This window comes from Reichenbachiella sp. (genome assembly GCF_965233835.1).
In the GTDB taxonomy this organism is placed as follows: domain Bacteria; phylum Bacteroidota; class Bacteroidia; order Cytophagales; family Cyclobacteriaceae; genus Reichenbachiella.
Map to the genome: position 1 here is coordinate 1,584,545 of NZ_OZ247585.1, position 16,745 is coordinate 1,601,289.

Here is a 16,745-nt window from a genome sequence, read left to right on the forward strand (position 1 = left end):
GCTGAACTATGGAAGCTGTAGCAAAACTAAAAAACGTACCTACCTCTCCTCGTAAGATGAGAGTGGTTGCTGATTTGGTAAGAGGCCAAAGAGTAAACCATGCATTAAACGTACTGAAGTTTGAAGCAAAGCAAGGTGCTGCTAGACTAGATAAATTATTATTATCTGCCATCTCTAATTGGGAAGCTAAAAACGAAGATCAGAAGCTTGAAGAAGCAGATCTATACGTAAAAGAAATTTTTGTAGATAGTGCAAGAATTTTGAAAAGGCTGAGACCTGCTCCGCAAGGAAGAGCGCACAGAATTAGAAAGAGATCTAACCACGTGACGTTGGTTGTGGATAGCCACAACGCAGAGAGCGCAGAAAAGAATACTGAAACTTCAGAAAACAAATAAGATGGGACAGAAGGTAAACCCTACAGGACTAAGATTAGGAATTGTTAAAGGTTGGGATTCCAACTGGTACGGTGGCAAGACCTTTCCTGACAAATTGGTAGAAGATACCAAAATCAGAAAGTATATCAAGGCCAGAATTCCTAAAGGAGGTATTTCTAAGATTGTAGTAGAAAGAACCATTAAAAGAATCACTTTGACTATTCACACTGCTCGTCCGGGTGTTGTGATTGGAAAAGGAGGATCTGAAGTTGATAAAATCAAAGAAGAGTTGAAAGCATTTACTGGAAAGGATTTGCAAATCAACATCTTCGAAATCAAGAGACCTGAATTGGATGCGGCATTGGTTGGTGAGTCTATTGCTCAGCAATTGAAAGCTAGAATCTCTTACAGAAGAGCTATGAAGCAAGCGATCGCTTCTTCTATGCGAGTAGGAGCGCAGGGTATCAAAATCAAAGTAGCTGGCCGATTGGGCGGTGCTGAGATGGCGAGAACTGAGCAATACAAAGAAGGTAGAATTCCTTTGCATACTTTGAGAGCTGATATCGACTATCAAATTTCTGAAGCGCATACCATTTATGGTAAGATTGGTATCAAAGTATGGATCTTCAAAGGTGAAGTTTACGGCAAGAGAGATCTTTCTCCTAACGTAGGTATGGGCAACCAAGGTGGCGGTGGAGGCCGTGGTCCAAGAGGTGGCAATGAAGGTCCAAGAAGAAAAAGAAGACAATAATCCCTCACTCTAGAGGAATAAAATATTTAAGAGATGTTACAACCGAAAAGAACGAAGTTCAGAAAAAAGCAAAAAGGTAGAGTAAAAGGACTTGCACAGCGAGGTCATACTTTAGCCTTCGGTACTTTTGGAATTAAGTCCCTAGAGCCAGGTTGGATTACTAGTCGCCAAATAGAGGCTGCCAGGATTGCCATGACCAGAGCGATGAAAAGGGAAGGACAAGTTTGGATTAGAATTTTTCCAGACAAGCCAGTAACAAAGAAGCCTGCTGAAGTAAGGATGGGTAAAGGTAAGGGTGCGCCAGAATATTGGGTAGCAGTTGTTAAGCCTGGAACCATTTTATTCGAGGCAGCAGGTGTAAGCAAAGAGTTAGCTCAGGAGGCTTTGAGATTGGCGCAGCAGAAGTTGCCGCTGAGAACGAAGTTTACTGTTAGAAGAGATTTTCAAGCACAAGGGTAATACCTATAAATAGAGGAAATTATGAAAAATTCTGAAATCAAAGGCTTATCGCTTGATGAATTGAAAGGCAAGCTTGTAGCTGAGAAAGAAAATTACGCAAAGTTGAAATTTGCGCATGCTATCACGCCAATCGAAAATCCTATGAGATTGAAAGAGGCGAAGAAATTGGTAGCAAGGTTAAGTACTGAAATCAGGGCTAAACAAATCGCCCAACAATAAGTTAGTTCGAGATGGAAGCCAGAAATTTAAGAAAAGAACGTATCGGAAAAGTGGTAAGCGACAAAATGTCGAAAACTATCACTGTAGAGGTGTTGCGTAAAGTAAAGCACCCGATGTACGGAAAATTCATGATCAAGACAAAGAAATTTGCTGCTCATGATGAGAATAATGATTGTGGTATCGGTGATACTGTAAAGATCATGGAAACAAGACCTTTGTCTAAGAACAAAAGGTGGAGATTGGTTGAAATAATTGAAAGAGCTAAATAAGAGATGGTACAACAAGAATCAAGACTAAGTGTAGCGGATAACAGCGGTGCTAAAGAAGTACTATGTATTCGTGTATTAGGAGGAACCGGTAAGAGATATGCTTCTGTTGGTGACAAAATTGTTGTAACAGTAAAGTCAGCCATTTCTTCTTCCAATCTTAAAAAAGGTACTGTTTCAAAAGCAGTAGTAGTAAGAACTAAGAAGGAGGTAAGAAGAAAGGATGGCTCTTACATCAGATTCGAAGACAATGCAGCAGTATTGTTGGCAGAAAGTGGTGAGCCAAGAGGTACTCGTATCTTCGGACCTGTAGCAAGAGAGCTTAGAGAAAAGCAGTTTATGAAAATTGTTTCATTGGCTCCAGAGGTGCTGTAATTTTATCATAGCGTAGAAAAATTTAGATCATGAAATTTCACATCAAAAAAGGAGACACCGTTAAAGTACTTTCAGGAAACTCGAAAGGAAAAACAGGAGCTGTTCTTGAGGTATTTCCTTCAAAATATAGAGCAATCGTAGAAGGCTTGAATATGGTGACTAAACACACCAAGCCGTCAGCTGAAAGCCCTGAAGGTGGTATTAAGAAAGTAGAGGCATCTATACACATGAGCAACTTGATGCTCGTAGATGCTGCGACTGGCGAAGCAACCAAAATTGGCAGAAAGCTAGACGAAAACGGCAAATTGCAAAGATTTTCAAAGAAAACAGGGGAGGTAATCAAAAATGGCTAATCCAAGATTAAAAGATATTTACGAGAAGGACGTAGTACCTGCTCTTAAAGAGAAATTCCAGTACAAATCTGTAATGATGGTTCCTAAACTAGAGAAGATCTCTGTAAACAAAGGAATCGGAGCAGCTGTATCTGATAAGAAGTTGGTAGACGCTGGTGTTGAGGAATTGACTCAAATTACTGGACAGAAAGCTGTACCTACTTTGGCAAAGACTTCAATCTCTAACTTTAAATTGAGAGAAGGAATGCCAATCGGAGCTAGAGTAACATTAAGAGGAGAGAAGATGTACGAATTCTTGGATCGTTTGATGACTGTAGCACTTCCTCGAGTAAGAGACTTTAGAGGTATCAAAGATAAGGGTTTTGATGGACGTGGAAATTACACTTTGGGTGTAAAGGAGCAAATCATTTTCCCTGAAATCAGTATCGATAAAGTGAACAAGATTTCTGGAATGGATATCACTTTTGTGACATCTGCTCAGACTGACGAAGAAAGTTATGAACTACTTAAGGCGTTCGGAATGCCTTTCGTAAAGAAAAATAATAATTGATATGGCAAGAGAAGCGATAAAAGCCAGAGAAAGAAAAAGAGAAAGATTGGTAGCTAAGTATGCCGCTAAAAGAGCTGAATTGAAAGCAGCTGGCGACTACGAAGGTTTAGACAAACTTCCTCGAAACTCTTCTAAAGTTAGACTTCACAACAGATGTAAGCTTACCGGCAGACCAAAGGGATACATGAGAAAATTCGGTATTTCTAGGGTTACATTCAGAGAGATGGCTAGCGATGGGAAAATTCCAGGTGTGACTAAAGCAAGCTGGTAAAAAGAGTTTTTAAAATATAAAATATTAACTAACTTTGCACCCCCGTAAAGAAATGGGGGTTAAAAGTATACTGTAATGACAGATCCGATAGCAGATTATTTAACAAGATTGAGGAATGCCATCAAGGCAAATCATCGAATCGTTGAGGTTCCTGCTTCTAACATGAAGAAGGAACTCACTAAAGTGTTGAAAGACAAGGGATTCATTAAGAATTACAAATTCGATGAGGATGGTGTCCAGGGGAAAATCAGAATTGCATTGAAGTACAATCCGGAGACTAAGGAGTCTGCGATTGTATGCTTAGAAAGGATAAGTAAGCCTGGTCTAAGAAAATATGCCAAGTCTGACGCATTACCCAGGGTATTGAACGGTCTTGGAGTAGCCATTTTGTCTACATCCAAAGGCGTTATTACTGACAAAGAAGCCAGACAGCACAATGTGGGCGGCGAAGTATTGTGTTACGTTTATTAATTAGAATAAGATGTCAAGAATAGGAAACAAGCCGATTACTGTGCCATCTGGCGTTGAGGTAACAATCAACGGTGGGTCGGTGACAGTAAAAGGATCAAAAGGAACTTTGGCTAGAGAAATCGATACAGATTTCACTTTGGCCTTAGAGGATGGTGTACTTACAGTAAAGAGACCAACCGATCAAAAGAGACATAAAGCACTTCATGGTCTGTATCGTTCATTGTTGAACAATATGGTAGTGGGTGCTAGTGAAGGATATAAGAAAGAATTGGAACTTGTAGGTGTAGGTTATAAAGCTTCTACTCAAGGTCAAATTCTTGAATTGAACTTAGGATACTCGCACAATATCTTTATGGAAATCCCTAAAGAAGTGAAAGTAGCAGCTGAAACTCAAAAAGGTAAGAACCCAATAGTTACATTGGAATCTCCTGACAAAGAGTTGGTAGGTGAAGTGAGTGCTAAGATCAGATCCCTGAGAAAAATCGAACCTTACAAAGGAAAAGGTATCAGATTTGTTGGTGAAATTATTAGAAGAAAAGCTGGTAAAACTGCTGCTAAATAATAGGAGACATGGCGATTACTAAAGAACAAAGAAGGCTAAGAATCAGAAAAGGTATCAGAAATAAGATTACTGGTACTGCTGAAAGACCAAGATTGTCTGTTTTCAAAAGCAATAAAGGCATATACGTTCAATTGATTGATGATGTGAGTGGTCACACATTGACAGCTACGTCATCTGCTGAGATTGGAAAAAACAATGTCAACATTGAGGTTTCTAAAGAAGTAGGGAAGAAGCTTGCAGAGAAAGCTACAGGTACTGGAATTTCAGCTGTAGTATTCGATAGAGGTGGATATCCTTATCATGGAAAAGTAAAAGCTTTAGCAGATGGTGCTAGAGAAGGAGGCCTTAAATTTTAATTGAGTTATGTCTAAGCAAAATATAAGAGCAATCAAAGCAAGCGAAATCGAATTAACTGAGAAAGTAGTTGCTATCAAAAGAGTTGCTAAAGTTGTAAAAGGTGGTAGAAGATTCAGTTTCTCTGCAATCGTAGTTGTGGGTGACGGAAATGGTGTAGTAGGATACGGATTAGGTAAAGCCAATGAAGTAACTGACTCTATCACTAAAGGTATCGACGACGCTAAGAAAAATTTGGTAAGAGTACCAGTATTCAAAGGAACTGTACCTCACGATGCTGTTGGTAAGTTTGGTGGCGGACACGTATTGTTGAAGCCAGCTGCAACGGGTACTGGAGTAATTGCCGGTGGTGCGATGCGTGCGGTATTGGAGAGTGCTGGTGTGCACGATGTACTAGCTAAGTCTAAAGGTTCTTCAAACCCTCACAATGTGGTAAAAGCTACTTTCGATGCATTGAGCCAAATGAGAGATCCTTATGCGGTTGCTCGTCAAAGAGGTGTTGAATTGTCAAAAGTTTTTAACGGATAAGAAGATGGCCAAGGTAGTTATTACACAAAAAAGAAGCGTCATAAAGAGACCTAACGATCAGAAGCTTACTATTAAAGCACTGGGATTGGGTAAAATCAACAGATCTGTTGAAAAAGAATTGACGCCACAGATTGCGGGAATGATCAAGAAGATCAATCACCTGGTTTCTGTTGAGAATAAATAATTTTAGAATTTTCTGAAATCATAGAAAGATGAAATTAAATACATTACGACCTGCAGAAGGATCTGTAAAATCTAACAAGAGAATTGGTAGAGGTCAAGGTTCTGGAAGAGGTGGAACATCTACAAGAGGTCACAAAGGAGCCAAATCTAGATCAGGATATTCTAGAAAACTTGGTTTTGAAGGTGGACAGATGCCTTTATATAAGCGTGTACCTAAGTTTGGTTTTACTAGTCCTAACAGAGTAGAAACTAAGCCAATCAACTTGGACGTACTTCAGGCACTAGCTGAAAAAACTAAAGCTTCTACTATCACTGTTGAAACATTGGTAGAGAATGGCTTAGCAGCTAAAAACGATATAGTTAAAGTATTGGGTAGAGGAGAGCTTAAGGCTAAGTTGGACGTAACTGTTCATTATTTCTCTAAATCTGCTATCGCTGCTATTGAAAAAGCAGGGGGCAAAGCAACAGCATTGTAATCTATGAAGAAGTTTTTTAGTACCATACGGAACATATTTACCATTGAAGATCTAAGGGTCAGAATACTGAATACAGTCGGTTTTTTAATCATCTTTAGACTGGGTTCGTTTGTTGTTCTTCCTGGTATAGATCCTTCTAAATTAGACGACAACGTTGCAGGTATATTAGGTATATTAGATACCATGCTAGGAGGCGCATTTAGTAATGCGTCTATCTTTGGTTTAGGTATTATGCCTTATATCTCAGCTTCAATTGTTATCCAGCTATTGACTATGGCTGTTCCTTATTTCCAAAAATTACAGAAAGAAGGAGACAGTGGTAGAAAGAAAATCAATCAAATTACTAGAGTACTTACAATAGCGATCACTTTCGCTCAAGGTAGTGCTTACTTAGCGGGAGCCATTCCTGCAGATGCGATTGTACTAGAAAATAAATTTTTGTTCACACTTTCTTCATTGACAATCCTTACGGCAGGTACTATCTTCTGTATGTGGTTGGGTGAAAGAATTACTGATAAAGGAATTGGAAACGGTATCTCCATGTTGATCATGATTGGTATCATTTCAAGATTTCCAGGTAGTTTGATGCAGGAAGCGGTGACTAGAGGAATGAGCGAAGCGCTTTTTTTCTTGCTTGAGATTTTAGCATTGTTCTTTGTAGTAATGGCAGTGGTATTGTTGACTCAGGCAGTGAGAAGAATTCCGGTACAATATGCCAAGCAAGTGGTTGGTAACAAAGTATACGGAGGCCAAAGACAGTACATTCCTTTGAAAGTAAATTCAGCAGGCGTAATGCCAATTATTTTTGCTCAGTCGTTGATGTTCTTGCCTTCTATGGTAGGCGGATACTTCGCTGAGTCAAGTGATGTTGCACAGTATGTAGCAACTACTTTTTCAAACTTTCAGTCTTGGGAATACAACTTGACATTCGCAATCATGATCATGTTGTTTACTTTCTTTTATACAGCTATCTCGGTCAACCCGAATCAGATCGCTGATGACATGAAAAGAAATGGAGGTTTCATTCCAGGTGTTAAACCAGGCAAAGCAACTTCTGAGTTTATCGATACCGTATTAACGAGAGTTACATTTCCAGGATCTTTATTCCTAGCAGTTGTGGCTATCATGCCAGCATTCGCTCAAATGGCTGGTGTTAATACAAACTTTGCTCAGTTTTTTGGAGGTACTTCATTACTCATTATGGTGGGTGTGATTTTGGATACCTTGCAGCAAATTGAGAGTTACTTATTGATGAGACACTACGAAGGCATGATGAAGTCTGGTAAGTTGAAAGGTAGATCTCAAAATATAGCAGTAGCATAATTTTAAATTAAGAATGGCAAAACAGGCTTCAATAGAACAAGACGGTACAATCAAAGAAGCATTGTCTAACGCAATGTTTCGAGTTGAATTGGAAAATGGGCACGAAGTAATCGCTCATATCTCAGGAAAGATGAGAATGCACTACATTAAAATCTTACCTGGTGATAAAGTGAAAATGGAAATGTCTCCCTACGACTTGTCTAAAGGAAGAATTGTTTATCGTTATAAATAAAAATCGCTGATATGTCCTGATAGGAAATTTATTCACGTCAGGATGTGTAGGTTTAAATAGTAGAAAAATGAAAGTTAAAGCATCCGTAAAGAAGAGAAGCGCAGACTGCAAAGTCATCCGCCGAAACGGTAAAGTTTACGTAATCAACAAGAAGAACCCTAGGTTCAAGCAAAGACAAGGATAATTATGGCTAGAATTGCAGGAGTAGATATTCCAGGAAACAAAAGAGGTGAGATTTCTCTTACCTATATTTTTGGTTTGGGCCGTAGTTCGGCACAAAAGATTTTGTCTGAAGCAGGCATAGACTGGAGCAAGAAAGTTGATGATTGGAGTGATGAAGAAGCGGGTGCAGTAAGAACGCTTATCAGTGAAAACTTCAAAGTTGAAGGTGTACTAAAGTCTGAGGTTCAATTGAACATCAAGCGATTGTTAGACATTGGTTGTTACCGTGGATTGAGACACAGAAAAGGTCTTCCAGTAAGAGGTCAGCACACTAAGAACAACGCTAGAACTAGAAAAGGAAAGAGAAAGACTGTTGCCAACAAAAAGAAGGCTACTAAATAATAATTGACGATGGCACAAAAAAGAAAAGATAAAGGAAGAAAAAGAGTAGTGGTGGTTGAGCCAATAGGCCAGGCACACATCAAAGCTTCGTTTAACAATATAATTATATCTATGACCAATTTGACTGGTCAGGTAGTGTCTTGGGCATCTGCAGGTAAAATGGGATTCAAAGGTTCTAAAAAGAACACCCCATATGCAGCTCAGGTAGCAGCTCAAGATTGTGCGCAAGCCGCATACGATCAGGGCTTGAGAAAAGTAGAGGTTTTTGTAAAAGGACCAGGTGCGGGTAGAGAGTCTGCCATTAGAACTATCCAAAATGTGGGTATCGAAGTAACAATGATTAAAGATGTTACGCCGCTTCCTCACAACGGATGTCGACCACCTAAGAGAAGAAGAGTTTAATAATATTATAGAATTAATATAAAATGGCAAGATATACCGGACCCAAGACGAAAATAGCTAGAAGGTTTAACGACCCTATCTTCGGCCCAGACAAGACTTTGCAAAAAAAGGCGTATCCTCCGGGACAGCACGGCCGTGGTAGAAGAAGAAAGCCTTCTGAATATGCCATCCAGCTTGCTGAGAAGCAAAAAGCAAAGTACACTTACGGATTGCTAGAAAAGCAATTCTCTAACTTGTTCGAGAAAGCTTCTAAGAAAGGTGGTATTACTGGTGAAGTATTACTTCAGCTATTGGAGTCAAGATTGGATAACGTAGTATTCAGACTAGGACTTGCTCCTACGAGAAGTGCGGCTAGACAACTTGTCTTACACAAGCACGTATTGGTCAATGGCGAGTTGGTAAATATTCCATCTTTTTCATTGAAAGTAGGAGATTTGGTTGCTGTGAGAGAGAAGTCAAAATCACTTCAGTCGATTACTGAGAGTTTGTCAAGAGGAGTAGTGAGCAAATATCCATGGTTGGAATGGGATTCTAGCCAATTGACGGGAAAATTCGCTGTGTTGCCAACTAGGGAAGAGATTCCTGAAACTGTCAAAGAGCAATTGATCGTTGAATTGTACTCTAAATAATAAATTTCCATAAATTTTATATTAAAGAATTAACTATGTCAATACTAGCATTTCAAATGCCTGAAAAGGTGGTGATGGAGAAGGCTGATGACTTTCATGGCTTATTTACTTTCAAACCACTAGAGCAAGGCTACGGTGTTACCGTCGGTAATGCATTGCGAAGAATTTTATTGTCTTCACTGGAGGGATATGCCATCACTGGTATCAAAGTTCCTGGAGTATTGCATGAGTTTTCTACAATGGAAGGCATTGTAGAAGATTTGTCAGAGATCATCTTGAACCTCAAAATGGTGAGATTCAAAAAGATTGCTGATGTGGCTGAAAGCAAAATTGTTGTTAGCGTATCAGGACAAAAAGAATTCAAAGGAAGTGATATAGGAGGAGCTACTTCAGCATTTGAAGTATTGAACCCAGATCACGTGATTGCTCACTTGGATGAAAAAGTGAAGTTCGAAATAGAATTGACTATTGAGAAGGGTAGAGGTTATGTAACTGCTGAGGAGAACAAACCAGCAGAGCAAATCTTCGGATTTATTCCGATTGATGCCATCTTTACTCCTATCAAGAATGTAAAATATTCTGTAGAGAATACAAGGGTAGAGCAAAAGACTGACTATGAGCAATTGATATTGGACATAGAAACAGACGGATCTATCCACCCGGAGAATGCTTTGAAAGGTGCAGCTAACATTTTGATACAGCACTTTATGTTATTCTCAGATCAGACGATGATACTCGATACGCACGATGCGGGCGAGCCAGAAGCTGTAGATGAGGAATTACTACACATGAGAAAATTGCTTAAGACTAATCTTAACGATCTAGATCTTTCAGTAAGAGCTTACAACTGTTTGAAAGCTGCTGACGTGAGATCACTAGGTGACTTGGTAAGATTGGAGATTTCAGACATGATGAAGTTTAGAAACTTCGGTAAGAAATCTTTGGCTGAGTTGGAGCAATTGGTAGCAGACAAGAACCTTACTTTTGGCATGGATTTGTCAAAGTATAAATTAGACGAAGAGTAAAAATGAGACACGGGAAGAAATTTAATCATTTGAGCAGAACAGCATCGCACAGAAATGCAATGTTGTCCAATATGGCTTCTTCTTTGATTTTGCATAAAAGAATTACTACAACTGTAGCTAAAGCAAAAGCTTTGAGAAAATATGTTGAGCCTTTGATCACAAGAGCAAAGGACGATACGACACACTCTCGAAGAGTAGCTTTCTCTTACTTGCAAAACAAAGAATCTGTAACTACCCTTTTCGGTGAAGTAGCGGAAAAAGTAGCTAACAGACCGGGAGGATATACTAGAATCTTGAAAACAGGTGCTAGATTAGGTGATAACGCTGAAATGTGCATTATGGAGTTGGTTGATTACAACGAATTGATGTTGAAAGATGCGGCACCAGCAAAAGCTAAGACTAGAAGAAGTAGAAGAGGTAAGGGAAGTGCTGAGAAAGCTACTCCTGCTGTAGAAGCTACTGAGGCAGTTGTAGAAGATGCTAAGGTGGAAGAAGCACCAGCTACTGAGGCTACTGAAGAAGTGAAAGCTGAAGCTGCTCCTGAGGCACCAGAAGCTGACGCTAAGGAAGAGTCTGCGGACGATGCAGAAAAGAAAGAAGATAAGGAATAAGTGATATTGTTCCATTAAAATATTAGCCATCTCGATTAGTTTCGGGATGGCTTTTTTTATGTCTAAAAAATCATAAAATTTGCGCTGATTTTAGCCCAGAGTTTGCACCAAACGAAATATGAAAATACAGGAAAAGAAAAAAGCTTATTTGTTACTGGCGGACGGCCAATGGTTTGAAGGTACATCAATTGGAAGCGAGGGCACAAGTGGTGGGGAAATCTGTTTTAATACAGGTATGACAGGCTACCAGGAGGTTTACACAGATCCATCTTACTACGGACAGATTGTAGTGAATACGAATTCTCATATTGGAAACTACGGGGCTGTAGACAGAGAGCAAGAATCGGATGGGCCAAAGATCAAAGGATTAGTGATCAACGACTTTTCTGAAATGCACAGCCGCTTCGAGGCAGACGCTTCCTTAGATGAGTATTTGAAAAAGCATAATATTGTTGGTATTGCTGACCTAGATACAAGAAAGGTAGTGAAGAGTCTTCGAAGTGAAGGTGCCATGAATGCCATCATTTCTTCGGATATCTCAGAGATTGAGAAGCTCAAGGGAGAGCTGGACAAAGTACCAAGTATGAATCATCTAGAGTTGGCTACAAAGGTAACTACCAAAGAACCTTACCTGTTGGGTGATGAGAGTGCTGAGCTGAAAGTAGCAGTATTGGATATTGGAGTTAAAAAATCCATCCTAACTAATCTAACTGATAGAGGCGTTCAGTGCAAGGTATTTCCTGCAGAGACTTCTTTCGAAGATTTGAAGGCATACAATCCGGATGGCTACTTCTTGTCGAATGGCCCAGGTGATCCAGCCGAAATGGGTTATGCAATAGAAACAGCCAAACGAATTATGGAAGAAGGCAAACCGCTATTTGGTATTTGTTTAGGACATCAGGTGATCGCATTGGCCAATGGAGCAACCACTTTCAAAATGCACCACGGGCACAGAGGGCTCAACCACCCAGTTAAGAACTTGATTACTGGTAGAAGTGAAGTGACTTCACAAAACCATGGATTTGCGGTAGACAGAGACTCTGTAGAGCAATCCGAAACTTTAGAATTGACACACATTAACTTGAATGATAACACGGTAGCTGGTATTCGTGTAAAGGACAAGCCTGTATTTTCTGTACAGCACCACCCAGAGGCTTCTCCGGGACCACACGATTCGAGATACCTGTTCGATGACTTCATTCAATTAATAAATAAACACAAGAAAAAATGAGTTTGATAGAAAGCGTATTTGCTAGGCAAATACTTGATTCAAGAGGAAATCCAACCATCGAGGTAGATGTAGTTACTGAAAGTGGCGTATTGGGTAGGGCGGCAGTTCCTTCAGGGGCTTCTACTGGTGTAAACGAAGCAGTAGAATTAAGAGACGGCGACAAAGGCAAATACCTGGGCAAAGGGGTGTTGAAAGCTGTAGACAACGTAAACGACATCATTCAGGAAGAATTGATTGGCTTGTCTGTTTTTGATCAAAAGTATATCGATCAGTTGATGATTCAGTTGGACGGTACTGAGACTAAATCTAAGCTTGGAGCTAACGCTATCTTGGGCGTTTCTCTAGCGGTGGCCAGAGCTGCAGCTGAGGAACTTGGATTGCCATTGTTCAGATATATCGGTGGAACCAACGCACACACGTTGCCAGTGCCAATGATGAACATCATCAACGGTGGATCTCACTCTGATGCAACGATTGCATTTCAGGAATTCATGATTCGTCCAGTAGGCGCAGAGACTTTCTCTGAGGCTATGAGAATGGGAGCGGAGACTTTCCACGCCTTGAAGAAAATTTTACACGACAAAGGTTTGAGTACTGCTGTAGGTGACGAAGGAGGATTTGCTCCTGCATTCACAGGTGGTACTGAAGAAGCTTTGGAGAGCGTGTTGAGCGCAGTGAAAGCTGCAGGATACGAGCCTGGCAAAGACATCACTATCGCACTAGACTGTGCGTCTTCTGAGTTCTTTGTAGATGGTAAGTATGACTACTCTAAGTTCGAAGGACCTAACGGTAAGAAGAGAAATGCTGAAGAGCAAGTAGCTTACTTGGCTGAGTTGGTAAACAAATATCCTATCGATTCTATCGAAGATGGATGTGCTGAAGAGGATTGGTCTACTTGGGCGCTTTTGACTGAAAAAATCGGTGATAAGTGTCAATTAGTTGGAGATGACCTTTTCGTAACGAACGTGAAGTTCTTGCAAAGAGGAATCGAAGAAAAGTCTGCTAACTCTATCTTGATCAAAGTAAACCAAATCGGGACGTTGTCTGAAACCTTGGATGCTATCGAATTGGCGCACAAAGCCGGCTTCACGGCTGTGATTTCTCACAGATCAGGGGAGACTGAAGATGCGACTATCGCAGACATCGCTGTAGCGACAAACGCTGGTCAGATCAAAACCGGTTCTTTGTCTCGTTCGGATAGAATGGCGAAGTACAATCAGTTATTGAGAATCGAAGAAGAGTTAGGCGAAACTGCGCGTTTCCCACAGGCTTAATTTTATAGAATATTGAGCGTCATCGCCGGTTTATTCGGCGATCCGTTTGAATAAATATCAGAAACCGCAAGGATTATTCTTGCGGTTTTTTTGTTCGTTATATCAACTGTAAGGAGATATTTCCATCGGCAATGCAGCCCGAATGGGACTTCTCACTGGAGTTCGAAGTGACGTGGTGTTATCAAACCTGCTCTCGTCCCTTCCTTTTAAACAACTGTTTGCCTTTAGCCAAGAGAGAAGAACGACCTTCTAGTAGAAAGTCATTTACCACCTCAGCCATTTCGATGCATCTCAGGTAGCCGAATGATTTGTGTGCGTTGTCCGTTTTCCACTCCTTGTAGTTGTTTTCTACAAACTTGCCTATGGGCTTCACGCCACGTACATTTTCTACATAGTAGTCAGCCAGATTGTAATGGGCACCGATGTTGTCTTCTTTGTCGCAGAAGCTATACCAATTTTCAACTCCTTCGGGAGTAGGTGGAAAGGCTTCTTCACCTTCTTCAAAAGGCAGGTGATGGTCTTTCATGATGTTTTCTCTAATCAAAGGCAAGCCCATGGGCGACCCAAGTGCAATGAAATATTTTATTTTCACTCGATGCTTTAGAGAAAGTAGTACATCGTAGGTGATAATGGATCCCATAGAGTGGGCAACGATTAGAATATCCTTTCTTTTGTTTTTGAGGAGTAGCTTGATCAATCGGCTTCTCACTTTGTTCCGAAAGTAGTCTTCGAACATTTGCTCGTTTTTAGGCACTTCCTCATTGTAGTATATATCGAGGTCTCGGAATCCGATTTTCACGATGGCATCGAACGGCTTTCTGAATTTATTCAATCCGATTTTGCTAAGGAAAACAATCTCCTTGATGTACTGAATCAAATTTTTAAATAATTGAACAAGGCCTCTTTTGGCCTTCACTTTCAATTGCTTTTCCGAAATATACGGTTCATCAATGTGTAATGGGTCATCCTCATCTTTGACATTTAGGCTAAGTGGAGTGGGATATAGCAAATCCGCCCAGTAAAGCATCTTGAAATCGAATTTGGTAGGACTGCCTTCAATTTTTGATAGACCTTCTTCAATGGATCGTCGCCACCAATGAGTGAGAAGCTTCTTCGGCGGCTTATTGCTCAGGCCATGAATGCCGATGACGAGGGTTCGTCTTTTGACCTTGAATAGATTCTTGAGCAATGATTCTTTTGGCATAAATTGACACGTATGTAGTTGAAGGTTAACGTGTCACTAAAATAAGATATTATGATGAAGCTGGCTTATATATTTATCATTTCGATTTCGATAGAAACTGGAAGAGAAATCTTTTTGAACATTATTACAAAATATAATTTCAATAAGATTTCTCTCTTTGCCTCTTACGAGTCGACTCGTTCGAAATGACATTAACTTCTATCCGTAACTCGTAAATCAACTGGCTTTTTCAATCCACCCTTGTACATCTTCAAGCGAAGGATTTTTCACCTCTTTTAACTTCAATTTCTTACGTGTACCACATACATCATTAAATAGCTTACTGTCTTTGGCTTCAGCGAATTGTTCTTTGGTCACCATGCCCAGCTTTTGCAGGATAGGGATCAACTCATTCGCTACACCCAACTCTTCGTACTGGCCAGAAGTCAAGGCTTCAATCTTCTTCTCAGGTTTCATTTGAGGGAAGAACAGTACGTCTTGGATTGAATTTGAATTGGTCATCATCATCGTCAGACGATCGATTCCTACACCTAATCCTGCAGTAGGAGGCATGCCATATTCAAGCGCTCTCAAGAAGTCTTCATCGAGTACCATAGCTTCGTCATCACCACGTTTGCCAAGCTCGAGTTGCTCTTCAAATCTTTTTCTTTGATCGATTGGATCGTTCAGCTCAGAGAACGCATTACAAATTTCCTTACCATTGGCCACCGCTTCAAATCTTTCAACCAACCCTGGTTTGCTTTTGTGCTTCTTAGCTAGCGGAGACATTTCCACAGGGTAATCAGTAATGAAAGTAGGTTGGATCAATTGTCCTTCACACTTCTCTCCAAATATTTCGTCAATCAATTTCGCCTTACCCATGGATGGGTCCGTAGGTACATCAAGCTTTTCTGCAGTAGCTCTCAGCTCGTCTTCTCCCATTTCTGAGATATCCACGCCAGTAAAATGCTCAATAGCCTCAAACATGGTGTATCGCTTCCAGGGTCTCTGGAAGTTGATTACATTTTCTCCTACCTGAACTTCCGTGGTGCCATGCAAGTCCATAGCTACTTTCTCTACCATGGCCTCAGTGAGATCCATCATCCATTCGTAGTCTTTGTAGGCTACGTAGAGCTCCACTTGTGTGAATTCTGGATTGTGGAAACGAGACATACCTTCGTTTCTAAAGTCTTTCGAGAATTCAAAAACACCATCGTATCCACCTACGATCAACCTTTTCAGATACAGCTCATTGGCGATACGCAAGTACAAAGTCATGTCTAGCGTATTGTGATGCGTTTTGAATGGACGGGCGGCGGCCCCTCCATACAAGGGCTGAAGAATTGGTGTTTCTACTTCTAAGTAGCCTTTTTCAGCTAGGAAGTTTCGCATGGAATTCACCAACTGGGTACGCTTTACAAAAGTGTCTCGTACTTCAGGGTTCACGATTAAATCCACATATCGCTGGCGGTATCTTAATTCCGGATCGGTGAATGCGTCGTACGTCTTCATGTTACCCTCTTCGTCTTTCGCTTCTTTTACGATTGGTAGCGGCTTCAACGATTTGGTTAACAATTTCAAATCCGTCACATGTATAGAAATCTCCCCAACTTCTGTTGTGAATACATAACCTTTGATCCCAATGATGTCACCAATGTCCATCATCTTTTTGAAGATATTGTTGTAATGACTTTTGTCTTCACCAGGGCAGATATCGTCTCTCCTTAGGTAGATCTGAATTCTACCCGTTGAGTCTTGAATTTCGGCAAAAGAAGCGGACCCCATGATTCTTCTGGACATCAATCGTCCTGCGATAGAAATGGCCTTATAGTCCGTCTTTCGTTTTTCGTAGTTTTCGTGAATGTCTTTAGTGGTCACGTTCACTTCGAAAGTGTCAGATGGATACGGCTCGATGCCAGATTCGATCAACTTTTCTCTGATCTGGCGTCTGTTAATTTCCTGTTCGCTTAGAATCATTTTGTAATTTTTTAGAAGCCGCAAAAGTAAGGTAAAATAGACGATTGGTGAAGTATTGGGAGGGGATGTTTTTGATACAACATTATTATTTTGTCCTTCAAC

General features: G+C 40.4%; 27 protein-coding genes. 25 read left to right on the plus strand and 2 right to left on the minus strand.

The features are described 5' to 3' along the window. Positions 1-8: 8 nt before the first annotated feature. The 25 genes from rplV (at position 9) to eno (ending at position 13,483) form a co-directional block, all read left to right on the plus strand. Positions 9-395, plus strand: a complete 387-nt coding sequence (rplV, locus tag ACO6S2_RS06865; RefSeq protein ID WP_348435397.1) for a 50S ribosomal protein L22 — start codon at positions 9-11, stop codon at positions 393-395. 1 nt (position 396) lies between these two features. Beyond that, positions 397-1,125: a 30S ribosomal protein S3 gene (rpsC, locus tag ACO6S2_RS06870; protein WP_422361766.1), complete on the plus strand. Its 729-nt coding sequence runs from the start codon at positions 397-399 to the stop codon at positions 1,123-1,125. 33 nt (positions 1,126-1,158) lie between these two features. Next, complete coding sequence (gene rplP / locus ACO6S2_RS06875) at positions 1,159-1,584, plus strand: 50S ribosomal protein L16 (RefSeq protein ID WP_420581853.1); 426 nt, start codon at positions 1,159-1,161, stop codon at positions 1,582-1,584. Between the two features lie 21 nt (positions 1,585-1,605). Continuing rightward, entirely contained in the window at positions 1,606-1,803 is a 198-nt protein-coding gene (gene rpmC / locus ACO6S2_RS06880) for a 50S ribosomal protein L29 (RefSeq protein WP_084374008.1), read from the plus strand. Between the two features lie 11 nt (positions 1,804-1,814). Continuing rightward, on the plus strand, positions 1,815-2,072 hold the full coding sequence (gene rpsQ / locus ACO6S2_RS06885; protein ID WP_318172863.1) for a 30S ribosomal protein S17: 258 nt from the start codon (positions 1,815-1,817) through the stop codon (positions 2,070-2,072). Positions 2,073-2,075: 3 nt separating this feature from the next. Continuing rightward, positions 2,076-2,444: a 50S ribosomal protein L14 gene (gene rplN / locus ACO6S2_RS06890; RefSeq protein WP_084373625.1), complete on the plus strand. Its 369-nt coding sequence runs from the start codon at positions 2,076-2,078 to the stop codon at positions 2,442-2,444. Positions 2,445-2,473: 29 nt separating this feature from the next. Next, positions 2,474-2,797: a 50S ribosomal protein L24 gene (gene rplX, locus ACO6S2_RS06895; RefSeq protein WP_318172861.1), complete on the plus strand. Its 324-nt coding sequence runs from the start codon at positions 2,474-2,476 to the stop codon at positions 2,795-2,797. Then, positions 2,790-3,347 (plus strand): 50S ribosomal protein L5, encoded by a 558-nt coding sequence (gene rplE, locus ACO6S2_RS06900; RefSeq protein ID WP_422361767.1) that lies wholly within the window; start codon positions 2,790-2,792, stop codon positions 3,345-3,347. Before rplX ends, rplE begins: the two co-directional genes overlap by 8 nt. Before the next feature lies 1 nt (position 3,348). Further along, positions 3,349-3,618 carry a 30S ribosomal protein S14 gene (gene rpsN, locus ACO6S2_RS06905; protein WP_318172859.1) on the plus strand — a complete coding sequence of 90 codons (270 nt, stop codon included), beginning with the start codon at positions 3,349-3,351 and terminating at the stop codon, positions 3,616-3,618. Between the two features lie 75 nt (positions 3,619-3,693). Continuing rightward, positions 3,694-4,089 (plus strand): 30S ribosomal protein S8, encoded by a 396-nt coding sequence (rpsH, locus tag ACO6S2_RS06910; protein WP_422361768.1) that lies wholly within the window; start codon positions 3,694-3,696, stop codon positions 4,087-4,089. Between the two features lie 10 nt (positions 4,090-4,099). Next, positions 4,100-4,651 (plus strand): 50S ribosomal protein L6, encoded by a 552-nt coding sequence (rplF, locus tag ACO6S2_RS06915; RefSeq protein WP_422361769.1) that lies wholly within the window; start codon positions 4,100-4,102, stop codon positions 4,649-4,651. An 8-nt stretch (positions 4,652-4,659) separates the two neighbouring features. Next, positions 4,660-5,007 carry a 50S ribosomal protein L18 gene (gene rplR, locus ACO6S2_RS06920; RefSeq protein WP_422361770.1) on the plus strand — a complete coding sequence of 116 codons (348 nt, stop codon included), beginning with the start codon at positions 4,660-4,662 and terminating at the stop codon, positions 5,005-5,007. A 7-nt stretch (positions 5,008-5,014) separates the two neighbouring features. Beyond that, positions 5,015-5,533, plus strand: a complete 519-nt coding sequence (rpsE, locus tag ACO6S2_RS06925) for a 30S ribosomal protein S5 (RefSeq protein ID WP_422361771.1) — start codon at positions 5,015-5,017, stop codon at positions 5,531-5,533. A 4-nt stretch (positions 5,534-5,537) separates the two neighbouring features. After that, complete coding sequence (gene rpmD / locus ACO6S2_RS06930; protein ID WP_422361772.1) at positions 5,538-5,717, plus strand: 50S ribosomal protein L30; 180 nt, start codon at positions 5,538-5,540, stop codon at positions 5,715-5,717. A 28-nt stretch (positions 5,718-5,745) separates the two neighbouring features. Next, entirely contained in the window at positions 5,746-6,192 is a 447-nt protein-coding gene (gene rplO / locus ACO6S2_RS06935; protein ID WP_422361773.1) for a 50S ribosomal protein L15, read from the plus strand. Positions 6,193-6,195: 3 nt separating this feature from the next. Further along, positions 6,196-7,515: a preprotein translocase subunit SecY gene (gene secY / locus ACO6S2_RS06940; protein ID WP_084373635.1), complete on the plus strand. Its 1,320-nt coding sequence runs from the start codon at positions 6,196-6,198 to the stop codon at positions 7,513-7,515. 13 nt (positions 7,516-7,528) lie between these two features. After that, positions 7,529-7,747: a translation initiation factor IF-1 gene (gene infA / locus ACO6S2_RS06945; RefSeq protein ID WP_073122829.1), complete on the plus strand. Its 219-nt coding sequence runs from the start codon at positions 7,529-7,531 to the stop codon at positions 7,745-7,747. A gap of 67 nt (positions 7,748-7,814) precedes the next feature. After that, complete coding sequence (gene ykgO, locus ACO6S2_RS06950) at positions 7,815-7,931, plus strand: type B 50S ribosomal protein L36 (protein ID WP_073122828.1); 117 nt, start codon at positions 7,815-7,817, stop codon at positions 7,929-7,931. A gap of 2 nt (positions 7,932-7,933) precedes the next feature. Next, complete coding sequence (rpsM, locus tag ACO6S2_RS06955) at positions 7,934-8,311, plus strand: 30S ribosomal protein S13 (protein WP_084373636.1); 378 nt, start codon at positions 7,934-7,936, stop codon at positions 8,309-8,311. 9 nt (positions 8,312-8,320) lie between these two features. Beyond that, the gene (gene rpsK, locus ACO6S2_RS06960; protein WP_084373637.1) at positions 8,321-8,713 is read left to right on the plus strand and encodes a 30S ribosomal protein S11; all 393 of its coding nucleotides are present in this window, start codon (positions 8,321-8,323) and stop codon (positions 8,711-8,713) included. A 23-nt stretch (positions 8,714-8,736) separates the two neighbouring features. Next, a complete protein-coding gene (gene rpsD / locus ACO6S2_RS06965) occupies positions 8,737-9,342 on the plus strand; it encodes a 30S ribosomal protein S4 (RefSeq protein ID WP_422361774.1) in 606 nt (201 codons plus the stop codon). A gap of 35 nt (positions 9,343-9,377) precedes the next feature. Continuing rightward, positions 9,378-10,367 (plus strand): DNA-directed RNA polymerase subunit alpha, encoded by a 990-nt coding sequence (locus ACO6S2_RS06970; RefSeq protein ID WP_422361775.1) that lies wholly within the window; start codon positions 9,378-9,380, stop codon positions 10,365-10,367. A 2-nt stretch (positions 10,368-10,369) separates the two neighbouring features. Continuing rightward, positions 10,370-10,978, plus strand: a complete 609-nt coding sequence (rplQ, locus tag ACO6S2_RS06975) for a 50S ribosomal protein L17 (protein WP_422361776.1) — start codon at positions 10,370-10,372, stop codon at positions 10,976-10,978. Positions 10,979-11,096: 118 nt separating this feature from the next. Beyond that, positions 11,097-12,209 (plus strand): glutamine-hydrolyzing carbamoyl-phosphate synthase small subunit, encoded by a 1,113-nt coding sequence (gene carA / locus ACO6S2_RS06980; protein WP_422361777.1) that lies wholly within the window; start codon positions 11,097-11,099, stop codon positions 12,207-12,209. Then, positions 12,206-13,483 (plus strand): phosphopyruvate hydratase, encoded by a 1,278-nt coding sequence (eno, locus tag ACO6S2_RS06985; protein ID WP_422361778.1) that lies wholly within the window; start codon positions 12,206-12,208, stop codon positions 13,481-13,483. Before carA ends, eno begins: the two co-directional genes overlap by 4 nt. A gap of 181 nt (positions 13,484-13,664) precedes the next feature. On the opposite strand, the gene ACO6S2_RS06990 is transcribed toward eno, so the two are convergent. Both ACO6S2_RS06990 and lysS read right to left on the minus strand, forming a co-directional pair. Then, positions 13,665-14,687: a lipase/acyltransferase domain-containing protein gene (locus ACO6S2_RS06990; RefSeq protein WP_422361779.1), complete on the minus strand. Its 1,023-nt coding sequence runs from the start codon at positions 14,685-14,687 to the stop codon at positions 13,665-13,667. Positions 14,688-14,903: 216 nt separating this feature from the next. Next, positions 14,904-16,643, minus strand: a complete 1,740-nt coding sequence (lysS, locus tag ACO6S2_RS06995; protein ID WP_422361780.1) for a lysine--tRNA ligase — start codon at positions 16,641-16,643, stop codon at positions 14,904-14,906. Between the last annotated feature and the right edge of the window lie 102 nt (positions 16,644-16,745).

Bases quoted from the DNA above. Each gene is read 5' to 3' on its own strand.
- rplV (WP_348435397.1), top strand. From the start codon at position 9: ATGGAAGCTGTAGCAAAACTAAAAAACGTACCTACCTCTCCTCGTAAG.
- rpsC (WP_422361766.1), top strand. From the start codon at position 397: ATGGGACAGAAGGTAAACCCTACAGGACTAAGATTAGGAATTGTTAAA.
- rplP (WP_420581853.1), top strand. From the start codon at position 1,159: ATGTTACAACCGAAAAGAACGAAGTTCAGAAAAAAGCAAAAAGGTAGA.
- rpmC (WP_084374008.1), top strand. From the start codon at position 1,606: ATGAAAAATTCTGAAATCAAAGGCTTATCGCTTGATGAATTGAAAGGC.
- rpsQ (WP_318172863.1), top strand. From the start codon at position 1,815: ATGGAAGCCAGAAATTTAAGAAAAGAACGTATCGGAAAAGTGGTAAGC.
- rplN (WP_084373625.1), top strand. From the start codon at position 2,076: ATGGTACAACAAGAATCAAGACTAAGTGTAGCGGATAACAGCGGTGCT.
- rplX (WP_318172861.1), top strand. From the start codon at position 2,474: ATGAAATTTCACATCAAAAAAGGAGACACCGTTAAAGTACTTTCAGGA.
- rplE (WP_422361767.1), top strand. From the start codon at position 2,790: ATGGCTAATCCAAGATTAAAAGATATTTACGAGAAGGACGTAGTACCT.
- rpsN (WP_318172859.1), top strand. From the start codon at position 3,349: ATGGCAAGAGAAGCGATAAAAGCCAGAGAAAGAAAAAGAGAAAGATTG.
- rpsH (WP_422361768.1), top strand. From the start codon at position 3,694: ATGACAGATCCGATAGCAGATTATTTAACAAGATTGAGGAATGCCATC.
- rplF (WP_422361769.1), top strand. From the start codon at position 4,100: ATGTCAAGAATAGGAAACAAGCCGATTACTGTGCCATCTGGCGTTGAG.
- rplR (WP_422361770.1), top strand. From the start codon at position 4,660: ATGGCGATTACTAAAGAACAAAGAAGGCTAAGAATCAGAAAAGGTATC.
- rpsE (WP_422361771.1), top strand. From the start codon at position 5,015: ATGTCTAAGCAAAATATAAGAGCAATCAAAGCAAGCGAAATCGAATTA.
- rpmD (WP_422361772.1), top strand. From the start codon at position 5,538: ATGGCCAAGGTAGTTATTACACAAAAAAGAAGCGTCATAAAGAGACCT.
- rplO (WP_422361773.1), top strand. From the start codon at position 5,746: ATGAAATTAAATACATTACGACCTGCAGAAGGATCTGTAAAATCTAAC.
- secY (WP_084373635.1), top strand. From the start codon at position 6,196: ATGAAGAAGTTTTTTAGTACCATACGGAACATATTTACCATTGAAGAT.
- infA (WP_073122829.1), top strand. From the start codon at position 7,529: ATGGCAAAACAGGCTTCAATAGAACAAGACGGTACAATCAAAGAAGCA.
- ykgO (WP_073122828.1), top strand. From the start codon at position 7,815: ATGAAAGTTAAAGCATCCGTAAAGAAGAGAAGCGCAGACTGCAAAGTC.
- rpsM (WP_084373636.1), top strand. From the start codon at position 7,934: ATGGCTAGAATTGCAGGAGTAGATATTCCAGGAAACAAAAGAGGTGAG.
- rpsK (WP_084373637.1), top strand. From the start codon at position 8,321: ATGGCACAAAAAAGAAAAGATAAAGGAAGAAAAAGAGTAGTGGTGGTT.
- rpsD (WP_422361774.1), top strand. From the start codon at position 8,737: ATGGCAAGATATACCGGACCCAAGACGAAAATAGCTAGAAGGTTTAAC.
- ACO6S2_RS06970 (WP_422361775.1), top strand. From the start codon at position 9,378: ATGTCAATACTAGCATTTCAAATGCCTGAAAAGGTGGTGATGGAGAAG.
- rplQ (WP_422361776.1), top strand. From the start codon at position 10,370: ATGAGACACGGGAAGAAATTTAATCATTTGAGCAGAACAGCATCGCAC.
- carA (WP_422361777.1), top strand. From the start codon at position 11,097: ATGAAAATACAGGAAAAGAAAAAAGCTTATTTGTTACTGGCGGACGGC.
- eno (WP_422361778.1), top strand. From the start codon at position 12,206: ATGAGTTTGATAGAAAGCGTATTTGCTAGGCAAATACTTGATTCAAGA.
- ACO6S2_RS06990 (WP_422361779.1), bottom strand. From the start codon at position 14,687: ATGCCAAAAGAATCATTGCTCAAGAATCTATTCAAGGTCAAAAGACGA.
- lysS (WP_422361780.1), bottom strand. From the start codon at position 16,643: ATGATTCTAAGCGAACAGGAAATTAACAGACGCCAGATCAGAGAAAAG.